Origin of the sequence: Flavobacterium sp. (genome assembly GCF_036405015.1) — a bacterium.
In the GTDB taxonomy this organism is placed as follows: Bacteria; Bacteroidota; Bacteroidia; order Flavobacteriales; family Flavobacteriaceae; genus Flavobacterium.
On sequence record NZ_DASWYK010000030.1, the window covers coordinates 1 to 16,546 of the forward strand.

12 protein-coding genes and 1 tRNA gene are annotated in these 16,546 nt (G+C 34.8%); 11 read left to right on the plus strand and 2 right to left on the minus strand.

The window, feature by feature from the left end:
* Window positions 1-121 precede the first annotated feature (121 nt).
* Window positions 122-811, minus strand: coding sequence for an NUDIX hydrolase (locus VGE71_RS02550; RefSeq protein WP_144216214.1), 690 nt, complete (start codon window positions 809-811; stop codon window positions 122-124).
* A gap of 507 nt (window positions 812-1,318) precedes the next feature.
* On the opposite strand from VGE71_RS02550, the gene VGE71_RS02555 reads away from it, so the two are divergent.
* The 7 genes from VGE71_RS02555 (at window position 1,319) to VGE71_RS02585 (ending at window position 11,309) form a co-directional block, all read left to right on the plus strand.
* Window positions 1,319-2,863 carry an alpha-N-arabinofuranosidase gene (locus VGE71_RS02555; protein ID WP_331136894.1) on the plus strand — a complete coding sequence of 515 codons (1,545 nt, stop codon included), beginning with the start codon at window positions 1,319-1,321 and terminating at the stop codon, window positions 2,861-2,863.
* Window positions 2,864-2,873: 10 nt separating this feature from the next.
* Window positions 2,874-4,859, plus strand: coding sequence for a glycoside hydrolase family 127 protein (locus tag VGE71_RS02560; protein WP_331136895.1), 1,986 nt, complete (start codon window positions 2,874-2,876; stop codon window positions 4,857-4,859).
* A 299-nt stretch (window positions 4,860-5,158) separates the two neighbouring features.
* Window positions 5,159-6,850, plus strand: coding sequence for a ribulokinase (locus VGE71_RS02565; protein WP_331136896.1), 1,692 nt, complete (start codon window positions 5,159-5,161; stop codon window positions 6,848-6,850).
* Window positions 6,834-7,535 (plus strand): L-ribulose-5-phosphate 4-epimerase, encoded by a 702-nt coding sequence (locus tag VGE71_RS02570; protein WP_331136897.1) that lies wholly within the window; start codon window positions 6,834-6,836, stop codon window positions 7,533-7,535. Before VGE71_RS02565 ends, VGE71_RS02570 begins: the two co-directional genes overlap by 17 nt.
* A gap of 167 nt (window positions 7,536-7,702) precedes the next feature.
* Window positions 7,703-9,211 (plus strand): L-arabinose isomerase, encoded by a 1,509-nt coding sequence (araA, locus tag VGE71_RS02575; protein ID WP_144216204.1) that lies wholly within the window; start codon window positions 7,703-7,705, stop codon window positions 9,209-9,211.
* Window positions 9,212-9,474: 263 nt separating this feature from the next.
* On the plus strand, window positions 9,475-10,659 hold the full coding sequence (locus tag VGE71_RS02580; RefSeq protein ID WP_331136898.1) for an aldose epimerase family protein: 1,185 nt from the start codon (window positions 9,475-9,477) through the stop codon (window positions 10,657-10,659).
* A gap of 176 nt (window positions 10,660-10,835) precedes the next feature.
* On the plus strand, window positions 10,836-11,309 hold the full coding sequence (locus VGE71_RS02585) for an OsmC family protein (RefSeq protein WP_331136899.1): 474 nt from the start codon (window positions 10,836-10,838) through the stop codon (window positions 11,307-11,309).
* Between the two features lie 116 nt (window positions 11,310-11,425).
* Here the strand turns inward: VGE71_RS02585 and VGE71_RS02590 are convergent.
* Window positions 11,426-11,505, minus strand: a tRNA-Leu gene (locus tag VGE71_RS02590).
* Between the two features lie 288 nt (window positions 11,506-11,793).
* Between VGE71_RS02590 and VGE71_RS02595 the strand changes: the two genes are divergently transcribed.
* From VGE71_RS02595 to VGE71_RS02610, 4 genes are all read left to right on the plus strand, one after another.
* Window positions 11,794-12,735 (plus strand): ribose-phosphate pyrophosphokinase, encoded by a 942-nt coding sequence (locus VGE71_RS02595; protein ID WP_331136900.1) that lies wholly within the window; start codon window positions 11,794-11,796, stop codon window positions 12,733-12,735.
* A 54-nt stretch (window positions 12,736-12,789) separates the two neighbouring features.
* On the plus strand, window positions 12,790-13,401 hold the full coding sequence (locus VGE71_RS02600) for a 50S ribosomal protein L25/general stress protein Ctc (protein WP_144216196.1): 612 nt from the start codon (window positions 12,790-12,792) through the stop codon (window positions 13,399-13,401).
* A 932-nt stretch (window positions 13,402-14,333) separates the two neighbouring features.
* On the plus strand, window positions 14,334-14,963 hold the full coding sequence (gene pth, locus VGE71_RS02605) for an aminoacyl-tRNA hydrolase (RefSeq protein WP_331136901.1): 630 nt from the start codon (window positions 14,334-14,336) through the stop codon (window positions 14,961-14,963).
* Between the two features lie 139 nt (window positions 14,964-15,102).
* Window positions 15,103-15,714: a superoxide dismutase gene (locus VGE71_RS02610; RefSeq protein ID WP_179000806.1), complete on the plus strand. Its 612-nt coding sequence runs from the start codon at window positions 15,103-15,105 to the stop codon at window positions 15,712-15,714.
* The last annotated feature ends 832 nt before the right edge of the window (window positions 15,715-16,546 follow it).

Genomic DNA, 16,546 nt, shown 5'->3' on the forward strand with positions numbered 1-16,546 from the left:
AAGAGCAGATCGAAAACAAATCAGCGCTTATTTTGCGAAATTCTTTATAAATTTCTCTCGCAGATTTAGTTGATTTTTTTAAATAAAGGATCAGCTAAATCTGCGAGAGAAAGAATAAGTTTTATAAATTCAATACAAAATTATTCAATAATTTTTCTTCGTATTTCTCTTTATTAAAAGTGTATAGGTAAGAGCCTTTTCGAGAAGACTGCATGTCTTTTTCGTCCAGTTTATTTAAGATTTCCAAAGAATTAATTTTGCTGATGAAATTTCTTTTATCCAATTCTTTGCTCAAAATAGCTTCATATAATTCTAAAAGCTGACGCATCGTAAATTTTTCCGGAAGCAGTTCAAAACCAATTGGTTTAATAGAAGTTTTGTATCGAAGTCTCTTAATTGCATTGTCAACCATTTCGTTATGGTCAAAAATTAAGTTTGGTGCATCGTTAATTGGAAACCATTCTGCATGGTAATTCTGAATCAGTTCGGCATTGTGGTTTTCGATATTAATTAAAGCAAAATACGAAACCGAAATGGTTCTTTCTACAGGGTCACGATCAATTTCGCTGTAAGCATACAATTGCTCCATATAAATATCGTTCAGACCTGTGTAGGTATTTAATATTCTGGTGGCCGCAGTATCTAAAACTTCATCACGTTTTAAAAAACCTCCAATCAAAGACCATTTTCCTTTCTCAGGTTCAAAATCCCTTTGAATCAAAAGTATTTTCAGACCTTCATGATCAAATCCAAAAATGATGCAGTCCACTGCCAGTAAAACTTTATCAGCAGAGCTATAGTTGTTTAACATATATAATTAATTTGGATGGTAAATATATAAACTTCCTAAAACGTTTCATAATTTGTTAATGTAGTTTTTACACTTATGTTAAAACTGTAACAATAATATTTAATTTTTGAGGGTGATTTCTCTGTAATTCGCCTCAAAATCACGGGTCAAAGGTAGAAACATTTTTAAAAGAGAATTAAACTGAAGACTATTATTTCGTTTTTGGGAAATCTAAAATTTTAAGAAATTGTTACAAATCGTTAAAAAATTAAACTTTTTTGTAGATTTTTAAAAATCATAGACTTGCTGTAAATCTTAATGCAGCCCTTTATTTCTGCCAGTTCCGAAGGTTAAATTACAGAATTTGTTTTTTGCAACCAGTTGTTCTGAGATTTTTATTTTTTTAAGTGACTTTTTTTTATTTAAATTTACAAATGTCAAACAGACACTTATTAAACTAAAAAACCAAAATCCTCTAAAAATATGCAACCACCATATTTTTTTAGGTTTCCCAAAAACCAAAAAACGATGAAAAAACCACTTTTCATATTGTTTGTTGCATGCTGTTTTCAAACAATATTTGCCCAGAAAGAATCCGTATCCATTGCTATAAAAAATGATGCTTCGGCTCCAACTATTAACAGAAATATTTATGGACATTTTGCAGAACATTTAGGCCACTGTATTTATGGAGGTTTTTTTGTTGGGGATACTTCAAAAATTCCAAATACACAAGGAGTTCGAAATGATATTATAAAAGCCTTAAAAGATTTAAAAATTCCGAATTTAAGATGGCCAGGAGGCTGCTTTGCAGATACCTATCATTGGAAAGACGGAATTGGCCCGAAAGAACAACGACCAACAATTGTAAACCAATGGTGGGGAGGTGTTACAGAGGACAATAGTTTCGGGACACATGATTTTTTAAATATGTGTGAATTACTTGGGGCTGAACCGTATTTGTCTGGAAATGTTGGAAGCGGAACGGTTCAAGAATTAGCAGATTGGGTTCAGTATACCAATTTCGCTGGAAAAAGTCCGATGAGTGATCTTCGCAAGAAAAATGGAAGAACAGAGCCTTGGAAAGTAAAATACTGGGGAATTGGAAATGAAGCTTGGGGTTGCGGAGGAAACATGACTGCAGAATATTATGCTAATGAATATCGAAAATTTGCAACTTTCATGTCAGATTGGAGCAATACAGGTGGCATTACAAGGATTGCTTCAGGATCTAATAGTTCAGATTACAACTGGACAGAAGTTTTAATGAAAAATATTCCACGAAATATGCTGGGCGGATTAGGCGTTCATCATTATGCTGTCATCAATTGGGACAAAAAAGGTTCTGATGTTGATTTTAGCGAAAAGCAATATTTCGAAACCATGAAGTCCGCTTTAAAAATGGAAGAATTGGTAACCAAGCACGCAGCTATTATGGATAAATATGATCCTGAGAAAAAAGTAGCTATGATTGTCGACGAATGGGGAGGTTGGTATGAAGTGCAAAAAGGTACAAATCCAGGGTTTTTATATCAGCAGAATACAATGAGAGATGCTGTTTTAGCTGGAGCTACATTGAATATTTTCAATAATCACGCAGATCGTGTTCGCATGGCCAATTTAGCACAATGTGTTAATGTACTTCAGGCTGTGATCTTAACAGACAAAGCCAAAATGATTACAACTCCAACGTATCATGTAATGAAAATGTATAGCGTGCATCAAGATGCTAAATTACTACCGGTCGATTTTAAATCGCCTCTCTATACTTACGATGGACAAAGTATTCCAGCAGTTTCAGCTTCTGTATCAAAAGATCAAAACGGCGCGATTCATATTTCATTGGTAAACGTTGATGCAGTAAATAAGAACAAAATCGAAATTGATGTAAAAGATCTTGGAGCAAAAAACTTTACGGGAAGCATTATTACGGCTTCAAAATTACAGGATTATAACTCTTTCGAAAATCCAAATAAAATTGTTCCAGTTGCTTTTAAAGGTTTTGAGAACAAAAAAGGAAAACTTGAAATAACATTGCCACCTTACTCTGTTTTGGTTTTGGAAGGAAAATAATTCAAAAATGATGAAAAAATATAAATTTTACTTAGTAGGCACTTTTTTATGGGCTTTGTTTTTGGTTTCCTGTAAAGAAACCAAAAACAATCAGGTGCTGTCGAATGATAAAACTTCTGCTCTAAAAGCTGGATATGAGATCGAACCTGTAAACATTCAAAATGTAAAACTGACCGATTCTTTTTGGTTGCCAATTATAAAAAGAGTACAGGAAGTTACAATTGATTATGCTATTAAAAAATGCGATGAAGAAGGTCGTTTCGAGAACTTTTTGATTGCGGGGAAACAAAAAACAGGAACAACAAGAGGAGATATGCCTTTTGATGATACGGACGTTTATAAGATTATTGAAGGAGCATCGAACACTTTAATCAGCGCACCAAATCCGAAATTGGAAAGAGTTTTGGATTCGATGATTGCAATTGTAAAAATCGGTCAGGAACCAGACGGATATATTACGACTTGGAGAACGATCAATCCAGCAAAACCGCCAGCAACCTGGGTTCCGGTTATTGAAGGAAAACGTTGGGAATCTTTGCAAATCAGTCATGAATTATACAATCCTGGACATTTAATCGAAGCCGCAATTGTACATTATGAAGCGACAGGAAAAACTAATTTTTTGGAAATTGCCATAAAAGCGGCCGATATGCTGGTTCGTACTTTTGGCGATAATCTGGGACAAGTAAAAGGTGTTCCAGGGCATCAGATTGTAGAAACTGGTTTGTTGAAATTGTATCAAATTACGGGAAAAAAAGAATATCTGAATTTGGCGAAATACTATTTAGACAATCGCGGAAATCCAAAAAATCATAAACTCTACGGAGAATATGCACAGGATCATATTCCGATTCTGGAGCAAAAAGAAGCAGTTGGTCATGCCGTAAGAGCAGTTTACATGTACGCGGGAATGACAGATATTGCGGCTTTGATGAAAGACAAAGGGTATGAAAATGCTGTAAACAATCTGTGGGAAAACATGGTCAACAAAAAAATGTATATCACAGGTGGAATCGGATCTAGACACGACGGCGAAGCATTTGGAGTAAATTATGAATTACCGAATTTAACAGCATACAACGAAACTTGCGCTGCAATTGGTGATGTTTATTGGAATCATAGATTACATAATTTGTATGGAGCTTCTAAATATTTTGATGTTATCGAAAGGACGATGTACAACGGACTAATTTCGGGTATTTCGCTTGACGGAAAACAATTTTTCTATCCAAATGCTTTAGAAGCAGACGGCGTTTACAAATCAAATCGCGGTTCTTGTACACGTCAAGGATGGTTTGACTGTTCTTGTTGTCCAACCAATTTGATTCGTTTTATCCCTTCAATTCCGGGACTGATTTATTCTAAAACAAACGATGTTTTGTATGTGAATTTATATGCTTCCAACAATGCTTCTTTTAAATTAGGAAAAACAGATTTACAGATTTCACAACAGACTTCATATCCATGGAATGGGAAAATAGCGATTTCGGTAAATCCTAAAAAAGAAAGCAAATTCACCATCAAACTTCGCGTTCCAGGATGGTCAAGAAATGAGGTTTTGCCTGGAGATTTATATAGCTATAAAAAAGCTTCGACTCAAAAAGCAACAATCAACTTAAATGGAGAAATTCTAGCAATTCAGCCAGAAAATGGATATTTCACTATTACAAGAAATTGGAAAAAAGGAGATAAAATCAATTTGAATCTTCCAATGGAAGTGCAGGAAGTGGTAACCAATCCAAAAGTGGTAACCAATGCAAACAAAGTTTCTTTAGAATATGGTCCGCTGGTTTATGCTGTTGAAGAAATGGATAACAAAACCAATTTCGATAAAATTGATGTGACATCTTCAGATGCTTTCAAAGTAAAAAAAGAAGCCAATCTATTACAAGGAGTAAATGTGATTGAAAATTCAAAGTTGAAAGCAATTCCGTATTATTCATGGTCAAATCGAGGAGTTGGAAAAATGAAAGTTTGGTTGGATTATAAAGAGTAAAGAGAATAGAAAATAGAGAATAGAAAAAGAAATTTAGCGCGCTTTTTTTAGAGTTACTGCTTGTAAAAAATCATTTTAATCTGTGAAATCTGTGGTAAAAAAAACAGTATATTCTAAATTTTCGTGAATTAATCGCAGTGTTGTAAATGTATTATTAACATTTATTTTTTGTTTGAAGGCTAAAATGCTGTTTTAATGCATTTATAGCAAAAATTAATTATGCAATTTCAGTTAAGTGTTTTTTGTACACTTATAAAATATTTATATCTATATTTGTCAATATTTAAAATAAAATACGAATGAAAAATTATGTAATAGGATTGGACTACGGAACAGATTCTGTTCGTGCGGTGCTTATTGACACAGAAAATGGGCAGGAGCTGGCATCGAATGTTTCTCATTACAAAAGATGGAAAAACAAACAATATTGTGACGCCTCTATAAACCAATTTCGCCAACATCCTTTGGATCATATTGAAGGATTAGAAATCACGATTCAAAATGTTGTAAAAGAAAGTAAAGTTGATCCGTCATTGGTTCGCGGAATTTGTATTGATACAACAGGATCTTCACCAGTTCCAGTTACAGCAGACGGAACGCCATTAGCCTTGACAAAAGGTTTTGAAGAAAATCCAAACGCAATGATGGTTTTATGGAAAGACCACACTTCTATAAATGAAGCAAACGAAATCAACGAACTAGCAGTAAGCTGGGGCGGAGAAGACGTGACAAAATACGTTGGAGGAATTTACTCTTCTGAATGGTTTTGGGCAAAAATTCTTCACATTGCAAGACAAGACGAAGCGGTTAGAAATGCAGCACACACTTGGATGGAGCACTGCGATTTAATGACGTATTTATTGATTGAAGATAAAGACTTAAAAACCTTCAAAAGAAGTCGTTGCGCAGCAGGTCACAAAGCGATGTGGCACGCAGACTGGAACGGATTACCGCCAGTTGAATTCTTAGAAAAATTACATCCGTATTTAGCGACTTTACGTGGCAATTTATACGATGAAACCTATACTTCAGATTTAGTTGCCGGAAAATTAAGCCAAGAATGGGCTGACCGTTTAGGACTTTCTGCAGAAACTGTTGTGGCTGTTGGAACTTTCGACGCGCATTCTGGTGCAGTTGGAGCTAAAATCGAAGAGAATACTTTAGTTCGCGTTATGGGAACTTCAACTTGTGATATCCTTGTTGGTTCTTATGATGAGGTGGGAACAAAAACCGTTCGCGGTATCTGCGGTCAAGTTGACGGATCTGTAATTCCAGGATTTATTGGTTTGGAAGCAGGGCAATCGGCTTTTGGTGATTTATTGGCTTGGTACAAAGAATTGCTAATGTGGCCGACAGAACATTTATTAGCTTCTTCATCAACTTTAAATGATGCTCAAAAAGAACAATTAAGAGAAGAATTCAGCGATAAATTAATTGTTGAATTAACGAAAGAAGCAGAAAAAATTCCAGTTTCTGAAAGTCTTCCAATTGCTTTAGATTGGATTAACGGACGAAGAACTCCAGATGCAAATCAGGAAGTGAAAAGTGCGATTTCAAACTTATCATTAGGAACAAAAGCGCCTCATATTTTCAAAGCTTTAGTAAACGCAATCTGTTTTGGAGCGAAGAAAATTGTAGACCGTTTTGAAGAAGAAGGTGTAAAAATCGACAGCGTTATCGGAATCGGTGGTGTTGCTCGTAAATCGCCTTTCATCATGCAGACTTTGGCTAATGTCTTAAACAAGCCAATTAAAGTAGCAGCTTCAGACCAGACACCTGCTTTAGGTGCAGCAATTTATGCAGCAGTTGCAGCTGGAATTTATCCAAATGTAATCGAAGCAAGTCAAAAAATCGGAAGTGATTTTGACGGAGAATATTTCCCTCAAACTGATAAAGTTGAAGCGTATCATAAACTGCTTTTGGCTTACGAACAATTAAGCGCTTTTGCAGATCCAACTATTAAAATTTCTCAAAATGAGTTCTCTTTATAAAGATTTAAAACAAGAATGTTACGAAGCCAACATGCAGCTAAATGCATTGAATTTGGTGGTCTATACTTTCGGAAATGTAAGCGCTGTGGACAGAAAAAATGGTGTTTTTGCCATTAAACCAAGCGGTGTTCCTTACGAAGATTTAAAACCTGAAGATATTGTAATTGTTGATTTCGATAATAACGTTATTGAAGGAACGATGCGTCCGTCATCAGATACAAAAACGCATGCGTATTTATACAAACACTGGCCAAATATTGGTGGAGTGGCTCATACACATGCAACGTATTCTGTGGCGTGGGCACAATCACAGCAAGATATTCCGATTTTCGGAACAACGCACGCTGATCACTTAACAGCTAATATTCCGTGTGCACCGCCAATGGCAGATCATTTAATTGAAGGAAATTACGAACACAATACTGGAATTCAGATTTTGGATTGCTTCAAAGAAAAAAATCTTTCTTATGAAGAAGTAGAAATGATTTTAATTGGAAATCACGGTCCGTTTGCATGGGGAAAAAACGCTGCAAAAGCGGTTTATAACAGTAAAGTTTTAGAAGTTGTGGCAGAAATGGCGTACCTGACTTTACAAATAAATCCAAACGCACCAAGATTAAAAGATTCATTAATAAAGAAACATTACAACCGTAAACACGGAAAAGATTCGTACTACGGACAATAATGATTTTAGATTATAGAGTGTAGATTTTAGATTTTAGATTTAGGATTGAAATCTGAAACAGCACAAAACCAAAAATAAAATAGTAAACATAACAATTCAAGATTTTCAGATTAAAATCCCGATAGCTATCGGGATGGAACGTGAAACTTGAAACAAAAAATAACAAAATGATAGACATTTCTCAAAAAGAAGTATGGTTTGTAGTAGGAAGCCAAGAATTATATGGTGAAGAAACACTTAGAAAAGTTGCTGAGCATTCTCAGATAATGGCAAAAGGATTAGACGCTTCCTCTTCAATTCCAGTAAAAGTGGTTTATAAAGATGTGGTAAAATCTCCATCGCAAATTTTAGATGTTTGTTTGGCGGCGAATTCTGAGAAAAACTGTATCGGAATTATTGCTTGGATGCACACTTTCTCACCAGCAAAAATGTGGATTGGTGGATTAAATATCCTTAAAAAACCATTATGCCACTTACATACACAATACAATGCTGAAATTCCGTGGGGAAGCATCGATATGGATTTCATGAACTTGAATCAATCGGCTCACGGAGATCGTGAATTCGGTTTCATGATGTCTCGTTTGCGTAAAAAACGTAAAGTTGTTGTAGGACATTGGGAAGACCAAAGAGTTCAAAAACAATTAGGAATTTGGTCAAGAGTTGTCTTAGGATGGGACGAACTTCAAAACTTAAAAGTAGCTCGTATTGGTGACAATATGCGTGAAGTTGCCGTTACAGAAGGAGACAAAGTGGAAGCTCAAATTCGTTTCGGAATGTCTGTAAACGGATACGATTCTTCAGACGTTACCAAACATATTGAGAAAGTAACAGACAAACAATTAGCTGATTTACTAGCCGTTTATGAGTCTTCTTATAACTTAACTGATTCTTTAAAAGAAGGAGGAGCACAAAGAAGTTCATTAGTTGAAGCAGCAAAAATCGAATTAGGATTAAGAGCTTTCCTTGAAGAAGGAGGATTTGGAGCTTTTACAGATACATTTGAAAACCTTGGAGTTTGGAAACAATTGCCAGGAATCGCAACACAAAGATTAATGGCCGATGGTTATGGTTTTGGTGGAGAAGGAGACTGGAAAACAGCTGCAATGGTAAGAGCTTTAAAAGTAATGTGTGTTGGTCTTGAAGGAGGAACTTCTTTCATGGAAGATTATACATACCACTTCACACCACAAAAATCTTATGTTTTAGGTTCTCACATGTTGGAAATCTGTCCATCAATCGCTGACGGAAAACCTTCTTGTGAAGTACATCCTTTAGGAATTGGAGGAAAAGAAGATCCAGCTCGTTTGGTATTTAATTCTCCTGCAGGTGACGCAATCAACGTTTCTTTGGTGGATATGGGAACTCGTTTCCGTTTAATCGTGAACGAAGTGGAAGCAGTAAAACCAATGGCAGAACTACCAAAACTTCCTGTTGCACGCGTTCTTTGGGATTGTAAACCAAATTTAGAAGTGGCAGCAACAGCTTGGATTTTAGCAGGTGGAGCACACCACACGGTTTACAGCCAATCTATCACAACAGAATATATGGAAGATTTTGCAGACATCGCTGGAATCGAATTATTGGTAATTGATGAAAAAACAACGGTAAGAGAGTTTAAAGATAAAATCAATGCGAACGAAGCATACTTCCATTTGTTTCAACATGGACTTTAATTGGAGGTGCTAAGGTTCTAAGTTGCTAAGATTCTAAGTTTTTTGCTACTTTTAGCTTGAAGTAAATTACGCATAAAAATTAAAACTCAGATAAAACGGATTTGCTATCGCAAAAGCGCAGATAAAAACAGATTTCTAATTTAAAAAATCCGTATAAATCAGCGTCTTCGCGGTAGCGAATCTGCTTCATCTGCGTCGAAATATTACGTTCAAATGAATTACTTTTAACATCTAACATTTCACAAACCAAAAAAATATCATTTATGAATGCATTAAAACGTTGTGTTTTCGGAATCGGCCTTTTAAGTTTGGCTGCAGTTTCAGTTCAGTGTAAAGGCGATAAAAAAGCCGATACAGAAAAAGTTGCAACTGATGGAAAAGCATTGGTTACCATCGATAAATCGGAATACGGAACTACTGCCAAAGGCGAAAAAGTAGAAAGCTATAAACTGAAAAACCAAAATGGGATGGAAGTGGACATCATCACTTTTGGAGGAAGAATTACAGATTTGAAAGTGCCTAATAAAGCAGGTGTTTCTGAAAATGTAGTAATCGGATTTAGTTCTTTGGCACAATACGAAAAAGAAAATCCATTTTTTGGAGCTTTAATCGGAAGATACGGAAACCGAATTGCAAAAGGTAAATTTTCGCTTGACGGAAAAGAATATCAATTAGCAATTAACAATGCGCCAAATGCTTTACACGGCGGTCCGCAAGGATATTTTAATGTAGTTTGGAAAGCTGAAGAAGCAAAAGCTGGAGAAACAGCAACTTTAAAACTTTCGTATTTAAGTAAAGATATGGAAGAAGGTTATCCAGGAAACCTAAAGGTTATTGTAACGTATACATTGACAAATGACAATCAGTTAGAAGTGCTTTACGAAGCAACGACAGACAAAAAAACGGTTGTTAATTTGACGCAACATTCATACTTCAATTTATCTGGAGATTTTACCAAAACAATCTTAGATCACGAATTGACTTTAAATGCAGACAAATTAGTTCCAGTAGATGCTACTTTAATTCCAACAGGAAAATTAGATGATGTTGCTGGCACTCCTTTCGATTTCAGAACTCCAAAATTAATTGGAAAAGATATCAATGCTAAAAACGAGCAGTTAGAAAGAGGAAAAGGTTACGATCACTGCTGGGTATTGAACAATCCTGAAAAAGGAAAAACAATCATTGCAAAAGTATACCACGCAGCAAGCGGAAGAGTTATGGAAATGACAACAGACGAACCTGGAATTCAGTTCTACTCTGGAAACTTCCTTGACGGAACTTTACCAATGCCAAACGGAGGAACTTTTGGACACAGAACGGCATTATGTCTAGAAACAGAACATTATCCAGATTCTCCAAACCAGAAAAATTTCCCAACAACGGTTTTAAACCCAGGAGAAAATTACAAAACGAAAACTACCTTTAAGTTTTCAGTAAAAAAATAATTTTTTAGAATTTGTTAATTAGTTTAGTTCTTTAAAAAACCTCGAAAGTGATATGCTTTCGAGGTTTTTTGTTTTTTAGCCACGAATTCACGAATTTTAGATTATGAAATTTGTGAAATTTGATTTTTGCATTTATTTCAATCTATATAATTCGTGAATTCGTGGCAGAAAAAATTATGGCATTTAAACATCTATTCAAAGCACAACTAAACTGGTCTTCAAAACAAAATCAAGAAGAATCAAAAAGATTCTACGGTAAAAGCCATCAAATTCAAATTGAAGGAAAACCAGTTTTGGGTATTTCTGCAGCAAAAGCTTTTAAAGGTGATCCAGAATTATACAATCCGGAAGATTTGTTGTTAAGCAGTTTAGTTTCCTGCCACATGATGTCGTATTTATACGCCTGTTCCCAAAACGGAATAGAAGTTTTGAGCTATTCAGACAATGCGGAAGCAACATTAGAAGTAAATCCAGATGGAAGTGGCCGTTTTACAGCAGTTCGATTAAATCCAAAAGTTACAATTACAGATTCAAGTAAAATAGAATTAGCTTTAGAACTGCATCAAAAAGCAAATCAGCTGTGTTTTATTGCTAATTCCTGCAATTTTCCAGTTTTGCATAATGTAAGTTGTGAGGTTGGAACCATATAAGTCACATAAGTTCATTTAAATAAAGAGCTTTAAGCGCGTAGTTATATTTACTTATATGGCTTATATGGTTTAAAAAAGCATAAAAAAAACCTCTTCCGTTAAGAAGAGGCTTTAAGTACCCGGAGCCGGAGTCGAACCGGCACGGTTTCCCACAGGTGTTTGAGACCAGCGCGTCTACCAATTCCGCCATCCGGGCTTAGCAGACGAAAAAACAATCAAAATTGATTATTTTAACGCAATAGAATGAAGTCATAAATGGCGTCATTCCTTTAACACGGTGCAAATGTAAAAAATAATTTTAAACCAACTACTAAAAATACTTAAATTTTTGCTTTCAGTGTCCAATAAATTTTATAAATTTGCACCTCGTTAAAACGAAGCACACACAACTAACTACATCCGAGGCATTTATGCGACTCAGCTTTATCCGAAAAGATAAAGACGTATTGTAAAAAAATGTAACGGAATAAAACAACACATTATAATGTCGCACCTAGAACCAGAAGCTAAAATTTTTGCTTGTTCACAAAGTGTTTATCTTGCAGAAAAAATTGCAAAAGACTACGGAATTCCGTTAGGAAAAGTAACGATGTCAACGTATAGCGATGGAGAATTTCAGCCATCTTACGAAGAATCAATTAGAGGTTTACGAGTATTTATCGTATGTTCAACTTTTCCAAGTGCAGATAATCTGATGGAATTGTTGTTAATGATTGATGCGGCAAAACGTGCATCAGCAAGACATATTACAGCTGTTATGCCTTATTTTGGTTGGGCAAGACAGGATAGAAAAGACAAACCAAGAGTTCCGATTGGAGCAAAGTTAGTAGCAAACCTATTAACAGCTGCAGGAGCAACAAGAATCATGACAATGGATTTGCACGCAGACCAAATTCAAGGATTCTTTGAAAAACCAGTAGATCATTTATTTGCATCTACTATCTTTTTACCATATGTAGAAAGTTTAAATTTAGAAAATTTGACAATTGCATCTCCAGATATGGGAGGTTCAAAAAGAGCATATGCTTACTCTAAGTTTTTAGAATCAGACGTAGTAATCTGTTACAAACAAAGAAAAGCAGCCAACGTTATCGACACTATGGAACTTATTGGTGAAGTAAAAGGACGTAACGTAATCTTAGTAGACGATATGATCGATACAGGAGGAACTTTAGCGAAAGCGGCAGACCTAATGATCGAAAAAGGAGCGCTAAGTGTAAGAGCAATTTGTACACACGCTATTTTATCTGGTGGCGCGTATGAGAAAATTGAAAACTCAAAACTAACAGAATTAATCGTAACAGATTCAATTCCGTTAAAGAGAGAGTCAAGCAAGATAAAAGTGGTAAGCTGTGCGCCTTTATTTGCTGAGGTAATGCAGATGGTTCACCACAACAATTCCATTAGTGGAAAATTTATAATGTAGCATTTGCAACATTAAAGAATTAGAATATTTATTTAATAACTATATTTTTTTACAATGAAATCGATTACAATTAAAGGATCAGAAAGAGAAAGCGTGGGCAAAGTGTCAACTAAAGCCTTACGTAATGCTGGACAGGTACCTTGCGTTTTATACGGAGGAAACCAGGCAGTACACTTCTCAGCAGACGTTACTGCATTCAAAAACTTGGTTTACACTCCAAACGCTCACACAGTTGTGATCGAACTTGGAAAAGGAAAATCATTCAATGCAATTTTGCAAGATATCCAAGTTCACCCAGTATCTGACAAAATTTTACACATTGACTTCTTCCAATTATTTGATGATAAAGAAATCACAATGGAAGTTCCTGTGAAAATCGTTGGTACATCTAAAGGTGTTCTTGCAGGAGGTGTTTTACGTTTAAACCAACGTAAATTAAAAGTTAAAGCTTTACCAGCAAATCTTCCTGATTTCGTTGAAGCTGACATCACTCCACTTGAAATGGGTAACAAATTATACGTTACTAAAGTTGGAAAACCAGAGTACAAAGTTATGCACCCAGACAACACAGTTGTTGCTCAGGTAAGAATCTCTCGTGCTGCTATGAAAGCTGCTCAAGAAGCTGCAAAAGCTGCAAAAGCTCCAGCAAAAGGAAAGAAAAAATAATTTTTTTCAAACTATACAAAAAGCCTCAATCTTTCGATTGGGGCTTTTTTTTTTTGAGGTTCTAAGATGCTGAGGTTGCTAAGGTTCTAAGTTCAAAATCTCTGCGAACTTTGCGGTTAACTCATAAGTTTTTTTTAACGCAAAGCACGCCAAGATATTTTTGTTTGGAGCGCAAGCAATATCTATATATTAAGTTCGCAAAGCTATGTCTAAATCAAGCTTTGCGAACTTTGTAATCTAAAAGATTTCTCAAATTAGATTTAAAAACTTTGCGTTCTCTGCGAAAACTCTTTGCGAACTTTGCGGTTAAGTCATAAGTTTTTTAACGCAAAGCACGCTAAGATGTTTTAATTTGGGGCACAAGCAATATCTATATATTAAGTTCGCAAAGCTATGTCTAAATCAAGCTTTGAGAACTTTTTAATCTAAAGATTTACTCAGATTAGAGGTAAAAACTTTGCGTTCTCTGCGAAAACTCTTTGCGAACTTTGCGGTTAAGTTTTTTAACGCAAAGCACGCCAAGATATTTTTATTTGGAGCGCAAGCATTGTCTAAATATTAAGTTCGCAAAGCTATGTCTAAATCAAACTTTGCGAATTTTTTAATCTAAAAGATTTCTCAAATTAGGGATAAAAACTTTGCGTTCTCTGCGAAAACTCTTTGCGAACTTTGCGGTTAAGTTTTTTAACGCAAAGCACGCCAAGATATTTTTATTTGGAGCGCGCAAGCAATGTCTAAAATATTAAGTTCGCAAAGCTGTGTCTAAATCAAGCTTTGCGAATTTTTTAATCTAAAAGATTTCTCAAATTAGAGATAAAAACTTTGCGTTCTCTGCGAAAACTCTTTGCAAACTTTGCGGTTAAATAGCAACCAGTGGGAAATTATCTAATTGACACATTTTCTAATTCCCCAATTAACCTTACTTTTGCCAAATGATAAAATGGATAATAAAACTGTTTTCATCAACACCAAAAGAAGAGAACATAGAAGATAGTATGAAGAAATATTTAATCGTCGGATTAGGAAATATCGGAGCCGAATACGTAAACACTAGGCATAACATCGGATTTAAAGTGCTTGATTTTTTAGCCAAAAAAGAAAGTCTTTCATTCGAAACAGTAAAATTAGGCTCAATGGCGGAGTATAAATTTAAAGGAAGAACCTTTTTCCTTTTAAAGCCAAATACTTACATGAATCTAAGCGGAAAAGCCGTAAAATACTGGATGGATAAAGAAAATATCCCGTTAGAGAATATATTAGTCATTACAGACGATTTAAATTTGTCATTCGGTACGATCCGAATTAAACCAAAAGGAAGCGACGGCGGCCATAACGGACTTAAAAACATTAATTTAGTTCTGAATACGCAAAACTATACACGTTATAGATTTGGTATCAGTGATCAATTTAAAAAAGGCCAGCAGATTGATTATGTATTAGGTGAGTGGAATGCTGAAGAAGAAGCAAAACTGCCAGAGCGTTTGGAAACTTCTGCGGAGATAATTAAAACTTTTGGAACGGCCGGTTTAGAAAACACAATGACTACGTTTAACGGAAAATAAAGATTTTCAGGTGTTTATGTGATAAAAATGTAAATTATCAGTTAATTAAATTCAATTATAACGAAATAGTATTTTCAATTCCAAAGTTAAATGTCTAAATTTGGAATAAATTATTATAAACCATAAAAATTAGAATATCATGGCTTTTGAATTACCACAATTACCTTATGCATACGATGCATTAGAACCACATATTGATGCACGTACAATGGAAATCCACCATACAAAGCATCACAATGCTTATACTACAAATCTTAATGCAGCAATCGCTGGAACAGATTTAGAAGGAAAAACAATCGAAAATATCTTAATCAATTTAGATAAATCTAACGCTGCAGTTCGTAACAATGGTGGAGGTTTTTACAACCACAATTTATTCTGGACTGTAATGTCTCCAAACGGAGGAGGATTGCCAACAGGTGATTTATTAGCGGCTATCGAAGCTTCTTTCGGATCATTTGATGAGTTTAAAGCAAAATTTGCTAAAGCTGGAGCTACACAATTTGGTTCAGGATGGGCTTGGTTAACTGTTCAAAAAGGAGGAAAATTAGAAGTTGTAGGTACTCCAAATCAAGATAATCCATTAATGCCAGAAGTTGCTGGTAACGGTGGAACTCCAATCTTAGGAATGGATGTTTGGGAACACGCTTACTACTTAAACTACCAAAACAGAAGACCAGATTATATTGAAGCTTTCTTCAGTGTTATTAACTGGACAGAAGTGGCAAGAAGATTTGCTTTAGATAAATAAGAAAATAGAGTAAAGTACATAGAGAAAAGACGAGTGCCGAAAGGTGTTCGTCTTTTTTTGTTTTTAGAAATTATCTATTTTCTTTCTTCTATATTCTATTCTCTTAAAAAAATTAAAATAAAAAAGGTGGAATCTCTTCCACCTTTTTTGCCCCAAATCTACCATAAACTTAACCTACTAATGTTATGGTTTAGTAAAAGTACAGCAGTGTGTATTATAGAAAAAACATTTCGGATGAAAAGTCAGTATATCGGGTAAATGGAATATAATTTATTATCGTGTCCTGTTAAAGGATAAAACGTTAAGGAAATGTTGTGCAGAATGTAAGGATTGAAATTGTGAAAAAAGAAAATAGAGTAAAGAAAATAGAGTAAAGACAAGTCGAAAAGATGTGTTTTTTTTTAAGAATTTATCTATGCTCTCTTTTCTATATTCTATTCTCTAAAAAAAGAGAAAATAAAAAAGGCGGAATCACTTCCGCCTTTTTTGCCCCAAATCTACCATAAACTTAACCTACTATGTTATGGTTTAGTAAAGGTAGGGTAGTGTTTATTATAGAAAAAACATTTCGGATGAAAAGTCAGTATATCCGATAAAGGGAATATAATTAACTGAAGCGTCCTTTTAAAGGAAAAATTGTTAAGGAAATGTTCTGCAGAGTGTAGAATTGAGATGATGAAAAAAGAAAAAGAATAAAGAATAAAGAAAATAGAGTAAAGACGAGTCGGAAAGATGCTGGTCTTTTTTTGAAGATTTATCTATGCTCTCTTTTCTATATTCTATAAATAAAAAGAGAAAATAAAAATGGTGGAATCACTTCCACCTTTTTTGC

Bases quoted from the DNA above. Each gene is read 5' to 3' on its own strand.
- VGE71_RS02550 (WP_144216214.1), bottom strand. From the start codon at position 811: ATGTTAAACAACTATAGCTCTGCTGATAAAGTTTTACTGGCAGTGGAC.
- VGE71_RS02555 (WP_331136894.1), top strand. From the start codon at position 1,319: ATGAAAAAACCACTTTTCATATTGTTTGTTGCATGCTGTTTTCAAACA.
- VGE71_RS02560 (WP_331136895.1), top strand. From the start codon at position 2,874: ATGAAAAAATATAAATTTTACTTAGTAGGCACTTTTTTATGGGCTTTG.
- VGE71_RS02565 (WP_331136896.1), top strand. From the start codon at position 5,159: ATGAAAAATTATGTAATAGGATTGGACTACGGAACAGATTCTGTTCGT.
- VGE71_RS02570 (WP_331136897.1), top strand. From the start codon at position 6,834: ATGAGTTCTCTTTATAAAGATTTAAAACAAGAATGTTACGAAGCCAAC.
- araA (WP_144216204.1), top strand. From the start codon at position 7,703: ATGATAGACATTTCTCAAAAAGAAGTATGGTTTGTAGTAGGAAGCCAA.
- VGE71_RS02580 (WP_331136898.1), top strand. From the start codon at position 9,475: ATGAATGCATTAAAACGTTGTGTTTTCGGAATCGGCCTTTTAAGTTTG.
- VGE71_RS02585 (WP_331136899.1), top strand. From the start codon at position 10,836: ATGGCATTTAAACATCTATTCAAAGCACAACTAAACTGGTCTTCAAAA.
- VGE71_RS02595 (WP_331136900.1), top strand. From the start codon at position 11,794: ATGTCGCACCTAGAACCAGAAGCTAAAATTTTTGCTTGTTCACAAAGT.
- VGE71_RS02600 (WP_144216196.1), top strand. From the start codon at position 12,790: ATGAAATCGATTACAATTAAAGGATCAGAAAGAGAAAGCGTGGGCAAA.
- pth (WP_331136901.1), top strand. From the start codon at position 14,334: ATGATAAAATGGATAATAAAACTGTTTTCATCAACACCAAAAGAAGAG.
- VGE71_RS02610 (WP_179000806.1), top strand. From the start codon at position 15,103: ATGGCTTTTGAATTACCACAATTACCTTATGCATACGATGCATTAGAA.